Annotated in this window: 7 protein-coding genes; 3 read left to right on the top strand and 4 right to left on the bottom strand. The window is 70.5% G+C overall.

Translation table 11 applies throughout. The features are described 5' to 3' along the window. Positions 1–199 precede the first annotated feature (199 nt). The 4 genes from SACPADRAFT_RS0214225 to SACPADRAFT_RS0214240 all read right to left on the bottom strand — a co-directional run bounded on the left by SACPADRAFT_RS0214225 (position 200) and on the right by SACPADRAFT_RS0214240 (position 4,217). Positions 200–985 carry an amino acid ABC transporter ATP-binding protein gene (locus SACPADRAFT_RS0214225; protein WP_007025743.1) on the bottom strand — a complete coding sequence of 262 codons (786 nt, stop codon included), beginning with the start codon at positions 983–985 and terminating at the stop codon, positions 200–202. Then, complete coding sequence (locus tag SACPADRAFT_RS0214230) at positions 985–1,794, bottom strand: amino acid ABC transporter permease (RefSeq protein ID WP_007025744.1); 810 nt, start codon at positions 1,792–1,794, stop codon at positions 985–987. The genes SACPADRAFT_RS0214225 and SACPADRAFT_RS0214230 overlap by 1 nt, the downstream gene beginning before the upstream one ends. A 71-nt stretch (positions 1,795–1,865) precedes the next feature. After that, on the bottom strand, positions 1,866–2,684 hold the full coding sequence (locus tag SACPADRAFT_RS0214235) for a transporter substrate-binding domain-containing protein (protein WP_007025745.1): 819 nt from the start codon (positions 2,682–2,684) through the stop codon (positions 1,866–1,868). A 105-nt stretch (positions 2,685–2,789) separates the two neighbouring features. After that, complete coding sequence (locus tag SACPADRAFT_RS0214240) at positions 2,790–4,217, bottom strand: M20/M25/M40 family metallo-hydrolase (protein WP_007025746.1); 1,428 nt, start codon at positions 4,215–4,217, stop codon at positions 2,790–2,792. Between the two features lie 367 nt (positions 4,218–4,584). On the opposite strand from SACPADRAFT_RS0214240, the gene pdhA reads away from it, so the two are divergent. The 3 genes from pdhA to SACPADRAFT_RS27780 all read left to right on the top strand — a co-directional run. Then, entirely contained in the window at positions 4,585–5,796 is a 1,212-nt protein-coding gene (gene pdhA / locus SACPADRAFT_RS0214245; RefSeq protein ID WP_007025747.1) for a pyruvate dehydrogenase (acetyl-transferring) E1 component subunit alpha, read from the top strand. After that, positions 5,796–6,821: an alpha-ketoacid dehydrogenase subunit beta gene (locus SACPADRAFT_RS0214250; protein ID WP_007025748.1), complete on the top strand. Its 1,026-nt coding sequence runs from the start codon at positions 5,796–5,798 to the stop codon at positions 6,819–6,821. Before pdhA ends, SACPADRAFT_RS0214250 begins: the two co-directional genes overlap by 1 nt. Before the next feature lie 14 nt (positions 6,822–6,835). Next, a partial coding sequence (locus SACPADRAFT_RS27780) for a biotin/lipoyl-containing protein (RefSeq protein ID WP_007025749.1) occupies positions 6,836–7,251 on the top strand: 416 nt, incomplete at its 3' end.

Consider the following 7,251-nt stretch of genomic DNA (forward strand, 5'->3'; position numbering starts at 1 on the left):
GTCGAGCCGCCCGGACTCCCGCTGCGGCCCCCGTCGTATCCCCGGCATGACCTGCCCTCCCCAGTTCACCGTCGAACCCGGTGGTGCGGGCACGCCCCGCCCGCGCGGGCGAGCCCGGCCGCGGCGGGAGGCGCGTCGCGCTCACACCACAGGGTCGGACGGTGACACGAGGTAGGCGGTTCCGGCCACCCCGTTGTGGTTACTCGCGGGCGTGCACCGGGTTCAGCACGCGGGAGAGGAAGCTCCGCGTGCGTTCGTGGTGCGGGTCGGCGATGACGCGGGCGGGCGGGCCCTGCTCGACCACCATGCCGTCGTCCATGAACAGCACCGTGTCGGCGACCTCGCGGGCGAACTGCATCTCGTGGGTGACCACGAGCATCGTCATGCCCTCCTCGGCGAGCCTGCGCATCACCGAAAGCACGTCCCCGACGAGTTCCGGGTCCAGCGCCGACGTCGGTTCGTCGAACAGCATGACGGCCGGGTCCATCGACAGCGCCCGGGCGATCGCCACCCGCTGCTGCTGACCGCCGGAGAGCTGGTCGGGCATGGCGCCCACCTTCTCCGACAGGCCCACCCGGGCGAGGTTGTCCCGGGCGACGCGCTCGGCCTCGGTCTTGTCCCGTTTGAGTACCTTGCGCTGGGCGATGGTCAGGTTCTCCAGCACGGACATGTGGGTGAACAGGTTGAATCCCTGGAACACCATGCCGATCGAGCGGCGCGCGTCGTCGATGTAGACGTCCGGGTCGGTCATGTCGAACCCGTTCACCACGACGGTGCCGGAGGTCGGCTGCTCCAGCAGGTTGACGCAGCGCAGCAGCGTGGACTTGCCGGAACCGGACGGCCCGACGATGCACACCACCTCGCCGCGCCGCACGCGCATGTCGATGCCCTTGAGCACCTCGACCCGGCCGAACGACTTGTGCAGCCCGGAGATCTCCACGATCGCGTCGCCGGTGCCCGCACCGGCCGTGGACGGCGAACCCATCAGGCCGTCACCTCCAGCCCCTCGTCCGCCTTCTTCCCGCGCCGGCGTTCGAGACGCCGCGACAGGTACCCGAGCGGCACCGTGATGATCAGATAGCAGAGCCCCGCCAGCAGGATCGGGGTGAACGACTTGGTGGCGTTCAGCCCTTCCCGGCCGAACTTCGCCAACTCGTACTCGTCACGCATCAGACCCAGGAGGTAGATCAGCGACGAGTCCTTGGTGAGCAGAATGAGCTCATTGGTCAGCGGGGGCAGGATGATCCGGAATGCCTGGGGAATGACCACGGTCATCGTGGTGCGCCCCTGCGACATACCGAGTGACCGGGACGCCTCGATCTGCCCGTTCGGTACCGCCTGGATCCCCGCGCGCAAGGTCTCCGCGATGTAGGCCGAGCCGACCAGTCCCAGCGCGAGCGCGGCCGTGGAATACACGTCGAACCGGAGATCGAAGGCCATCGGCACCCCGAAGCCCAGCGCGATGAACACCAACAGCGCCGGAACACCGCGGAAGAACTCGATGTACACCGTGGCCAGCCACCGATACGGACCGACCGACGACAACTTCATCAGCGCGAGCACGAGCCCGATACCGAGCCCCAACCCGAACCCGAGCCCGGTATAGACGATGGTGTTGACCAGAGCGAGCGTGACCACCTCGGGCAGCTGGGTCGCCGCCGCATCCGGATTGAAGAAGGACTCCCGGATCGTTCCCCAGTCGGCCAGAAGGCCCAGCACCACGAGGGCGACGACCAGCACGAGGTACTGGACACCGCGGAATACCTGCGCGCGTTTGCGCGGCGACATCGCCATACGGACTCCTCGACACGGGAGACGCGGGTCCCGGCGGAGGATCGCCCCGCCGGGACCCGTCGCTCACCCGACTAGTTGCTCTCCGGTGCCTGGCCGAACCACTTCTCGTAGATCGCGTCGTAGCGGCCGTCGTCCTTCGCGGCCTGCAGCACCTCGTTGACCTTCGACAACATGGCGGCGTCGCCCTCGCGCACGGCGATGCCGTACTGCTCGCCGGTCTCGAACTCCGTGGTGACCTCGACGTCGTCGTTCTTGTTCGCGAAGTCCAGCAGCACGGAGTTGTCGTTGATCGCCGCGGCGACCTGGCCGGTCTGCACCGCGGTCTGCAGCAGGGCGAGGTCCTCGAACTGGCGCAGTTCGTAGCCGTGTTCGTCCTGGTGCTCCCGGGCGTACTTCTCCCCGGTGGTGCCGAGCTGCATCCCAAGGACCTTGCCGTCGAGGTCGGACAGCTCCGCCACGTCGGAGTCGGTGCCGACCAGCAGTGCCTGGTTGGCGTCGAAGTAGCCGTCCGAGAAGTCCATGACCTGTTCGCGTTCCTCGGTGATGGTCATGGCGGCCGCGGCCACGTCGCACTGGCCGGTGTCGAACGACGCGCCCGACTCGATGCCCTCGAACGAGGTATCGAAGATCTCCTGCTCGACGCCCAGGTCCTCGGCGACGAGATCGACGAGGTCGACGTCGAAGCCGACCGTCTCGCCGTCCTGGGTGAACTGGAACGGTTCGTAGGGCAGGTGGGTGCAGGTGGTCAGCTTGCCTTCGTTGATCAGCGAGATCTCCCCGCCGGCTTCGGTGTCGCCGCCGGAGTTCACCTCCTCCGCACAACTCGCCGCGGTGACGGCGAGCGCGGCCGCGGGAAGCAGGGTCAGCACTCTGGTGAGTCGACGCGCCACGGTGTCACTCCTCGTGGTTAATAGCGGCTAACGCGCGTATCCTGCCACCCCGGTACGCCCGAACGCACCACCCGGCGACGTTACGGACCCGTTTCGACGGGCACGTCACTGCTCCGCGTGGGCGTGCAACACGCGCGCGATCGCCTCGGTCACCCGCTGCGCCTGGTCGAGGTGCAGCCACTCGTCCGGCACGTGCGCGTTCGAATCCGGCCCGAGCGCACCGGTGACCAGGAACTGCGCCTCCGGATACGTCCGGCCGAGCAGGCCCATGAACGGGATCGACCCGCCGAGCCCGGTGCTGCGCCACGGGTTGCCGAACACCTCGTCACTGACCCGCTCCAGTGCGGAGGCCAGCCACGGGGCGAGTTCCGGGGCGTTCCAGCCGTCCGCCGCCTCGGTCCCGGTGACCTGCACCGTGGCGCCGTACGGGACGTCGGTGGTCAGCGTCTTCTCGATCGCGGCGAGCGCGGCGGCGGAGTCCGCGGTCGGCGGGAGCCGGAAGCTCAACGCCAGCGTCGTGGCGGCGCGCAGCACGTTGCCCGCCTCGGCCGGTTCCGGCATCCCGGACGCGCCGATCACCGACAGGGTCGGCCGCCAGCTGTTGTTCAGCAGCAGCTCCACCTCGTCGTCGACGACGGTGCGGGTGGAGCCGTGCCGCGGGAACGCGCCCGCCACCGACCCCGGGGCGGCCTCGGCGGTCGCCCGGGTCTCGGCCAGCCGGTCGGCGGGGATCTCGACATTGCACTCGGGCAGCAGGATCGCGCCGGTGGCGCTGTCCTCGATGCGGTCGAGCAGCGAGCGCAGAACGCGGAAGGAACCCGGCACGACGCCGCTGGCGAGTCCGGAGTGCTGGGCCGAGTCGAGCACCCGCGCGGTGACGTGCACCTGGGCCATCCCACGCAGGCTCGTGGTGAGCCACAGCCGGTCGTAGTCGTTGCCGCCGGAGTCCAGACAGATCACCAGGGACACGCGCCCCAGCCGCCCGGTCAGGTGTTCCAGGTAGGCGGGCAGGTCAGGGCTGCCGGACTCCTCCCCGGTCTCCAGCAGCACCACGGTCCGGGCGTGCGCGCCGCCCGCCGCACGCACGGCCTCGATCGCGGTGGTCGCGGCGTATCCGGCGTAGCCGTCGTCGGCCGAGCCGCGGCCGTACAGCCGGCCGTCGCGCACCACCGGTGTCCACGGGCCGAGTCCGTCGGACCAGCCGCCGACGGGGGGTTGTTTGTCCAGGTGCCCGTACATGAGCACGGTGCCGGCGTCCTCGCCTCCCGGGGTGGCGGGGACGTCGAGCAGCAGGACGGGACTGCGGCCGGGCAGGCGGACGATCTCGACGGCGGCGCCGGGGATCTCCCGGCTCGCCAGCCAGGCGCGGACGTGCTCCACGGCGGCGTCCAGGTGGCCGGACGCGGCCCACTCCGGGTCGAAGCCGGGGGAGAGCGCGGGGATCGCCACGAGCTCGGACAGGCTGGGCAGCACGTCGGCGGCCCACCTGGCCCGGACGGTGTCGGTCACGGTTGCGGTTTCCACGCGGACCATCGTGCCACCCGGGGGGAGGTGTGTCCGGCGTCACACCTCAGGCGTTCTCGCGGGCGGGGGCCGCGCACGCCCGGTGTCCGTCCGGCGACAGCGCGGCGCGCGAGCTGGTCAGCCGGTGCTCGCCGGACCGACTTTCGGCGGTTGCATCGTCGGCAGTCCAAGCGTTTCCGCAGCTCACAACCCCGCCGGAGGAAACGAATCGACATCGGGACCTCTCCACGGGGCCGGGGTTCGTGCCAGGATGACGGCGTGAACCGTCACCGCCGACGGCACCGAGCGCTGGAGATCCGGATGCGCCACGGTGACCGGCGGCGCGTCGCGGGGGTCGCCACAAGCGGCCACGCGGCACGACACCAAGGAGATGCGCATGTCGTCCCCAGAACAGTGGACGCGCCCCGAACCCGGCGCCGGGCCGGCCGCGACCGCGGCGCAACCGTCCCCGGAGCAGGTGATCGCGGGATTGCGGGCCACAGCCGAAGGCGGAACCGAGCTCACCCAGCTACTCACTCCCGAGGGTGAACGCTTGCCCTCGTCCCGGTTCGATCCGTACCTCGACGACGTCGACGACGAGGCGCTGCGGAACCTCTACCGCGACATGGTCCTCGTGCGGCGGGCCGACCGGGAGTCCAACGCCATGCAGCGCCAGGGCCAGCTCGGCATCTGGGTGCCCCTGCTCGGCCAGGAGGCCGCCCAGATCGGCTCGGGGCGGGCGCTGAAGCCGCAGGACATGGCGTTCCCCAGCTACCGCGAGCACGGCGTGGCCTACACCCGCGGCGTCGACTTCAAGGAACTACTCGGCATCTTCCGGTGCACCGACCAGAGCGCCTGGGACTTCGCGGACCGCGGGCTGCACCCGTACACCATCGTGATCGGCAACCAGGTGCTCAACGCCGCGGGCTACGCGATGGGGCAACGGTTCGAGGGCAAGGTCGGCGACGACGACACCGCCGAGGCCACGATCTGCTACTTCGGCGACGGCGCCACCAGCCAGGGCGACGTCCACGAAGGGTTCGTCTGGGCCTCGGTCTACGACGCGCCGCTGGTGTTCTTCTGCCAGAACAACCAGTGGGCCATCTCCGAGCCCACCGAGCGGCAGTCGCGACTGCCGCTGTACCAGCGCGCCCGCGGCTACGGCTTCCCCGGCATCCGCGTGGACGGCAACGACGTCCTCGGCTGCCTGGCGGTGACCCGTTGGGCGCTGGACGAGTGCCGGCGCGGCAACGGCCCGGTGCTCATCGAGGCGTTCACCTACCGCATGGATGCGCACACCACCACCGACGACCCCACCCGCTACCGGCTCTCCGACGAGCTGGAGGTGTGGAAGCACAAGGACCCGATCGAGCGGGTGCGGGTGCACCTCGCCCGCACGGGCGCGGCCGAGCAGGAGTTCTTCGACGAGGTCGAGGCCGAGGCCGACCGGTTCGCCGCCGAGCTGCGCGAGTACTGCTTCGCCATGCCCGACCCACCACCCGAACGGATCTTCTCGGAGGTCTACGCCGAGCCGTCCCCGGCGCTCGACGCGCAGCGCGAGGAGTACCTCGCCTATCTCGGCGGGTTCGCGGACGGGGGTGAGCGTTGATGGCGGCCCCGGTGCAGTCCCCGGTCCGGACCGAGACCGAGATCCAGAAGCTCACCATCGGCAAGGCACTCAACCTCGGCCTGCGCGCGGCCATGGAGGCCGACGACAAGGTCCTGATGATGGGCGAGGACGTCGGCAGGCTCGGCGGCGTCTTCCGCATCACCGACGGCCTGCAGAAGGACTTCGGTGAGCACCGTGTGCTGGACACGCCACTGGCCGAGTCCGGCATCATCGGCACCGCCGTCGGCCTCGCCGTGCGCGGCTTCCGGCCGGTGTGCGAGATCCAGTTCGAGGGGTTCATCTTCCCCGGCTTCGACCAGATCGTCAGCCAGCTCGCCAAGCTGCACTACCGCACCCAGGGCCGGCTCACGGTCCCCGTGGTGATCCGCGTGCCGTTCGGCGGCGGGATCGGCGCGGTCGAGCACCACTCGGAGTCGCCGGAGTCGCTGTTCGCGCACGTGCCGGGCCTGAAGGTGGTGTCCTGCTCGAACCCGGTGGACGCGTACTGGATGATCCAGCAGGCGATCCAATGCGACGACCCGGTGCTGTTCTTCGAGCCGAAGAAGCTGTACCACTCCGGTGCGCTGAAACAGCCGGTGGACACCACCGCGACGCCGGACCCGCTGTTCGCCTCGCGCACCCTGCGCAGCGGCACGGCGGCCACCCTGGTCACCTACGGACCGTCGGTGAAGGTGTGCCTGGACGCGGCGACGGCCGCGGCCGAGGAGGGCACCGAGCTGGAGGTCATCGACCTGCGCAGCCTGTCCCCGCTGGATCTGGGGCCCGTGTTCGAGTCGGTGCGCCGCACCGGCAGGCTGGTCGCGGTGAGCGAGGCCCAGTCGGAGTCCTCGGTCACCGCGGAGATCGCGGCCCGGGTCCAGCAGGAGTGCTTCTACTCGCTGGAGGCCCCGGTACAACGGGTGACCGGGTTCGACACCCCGTATCCCCCGGCGAAGCTGGAGGAGCACTTCCTGCCCGACCTCGACCGCGTGCTGCACGCCGTCGACAACGCGCTGGCCTGGTGAGGGGGTAGGACACGATGCCGGAGTACAGGCAGTTCCCCCTCGCCGACACCGCCGAGGGACTGACCGAGGCCGAGATCATCGGCTGGCGCGTCCAGCCGGGTGACGAGGTCGCGGTGAACCAGATCGTCGTGGAGGTCGAGACCGCGAAGGCGGCCGTCGAGCTGCCCATCCCGTGGGCCGGGGTGGTCACCGAGCTGCTGGTGGAGCCGGGGCAGACGGTGGAGGTCGGCACGTCGATCCTCACCGTCGACGTCGACCCGCAGGGCACCTCCGCGCCGCAGGCCGCGGACACACCCCAGGCCGCGAACAACGGTGCCGCGCCGTCGGCGGAGGAGTCGGCCGCACCGGAGGCCGAGGCGGCCGAGGACGAGATGAAACCGCTGGTCGGGTACGGGTCCAAGGCGGCCGCCGCGAAGCGCCGGCCGCGCCG

Source organism: Saccharomonospora iraqiensis subsp. paurometabolica YIM 90007 (assembly GCF_000231035.2).
Classification (GTDB): Bacteria; Actinomycetota; Actinomycetes; order Mycobacteriales; family Pseudonocardiaceae; genus Saccharomonospora; species Saccharomonospora paurometabolica.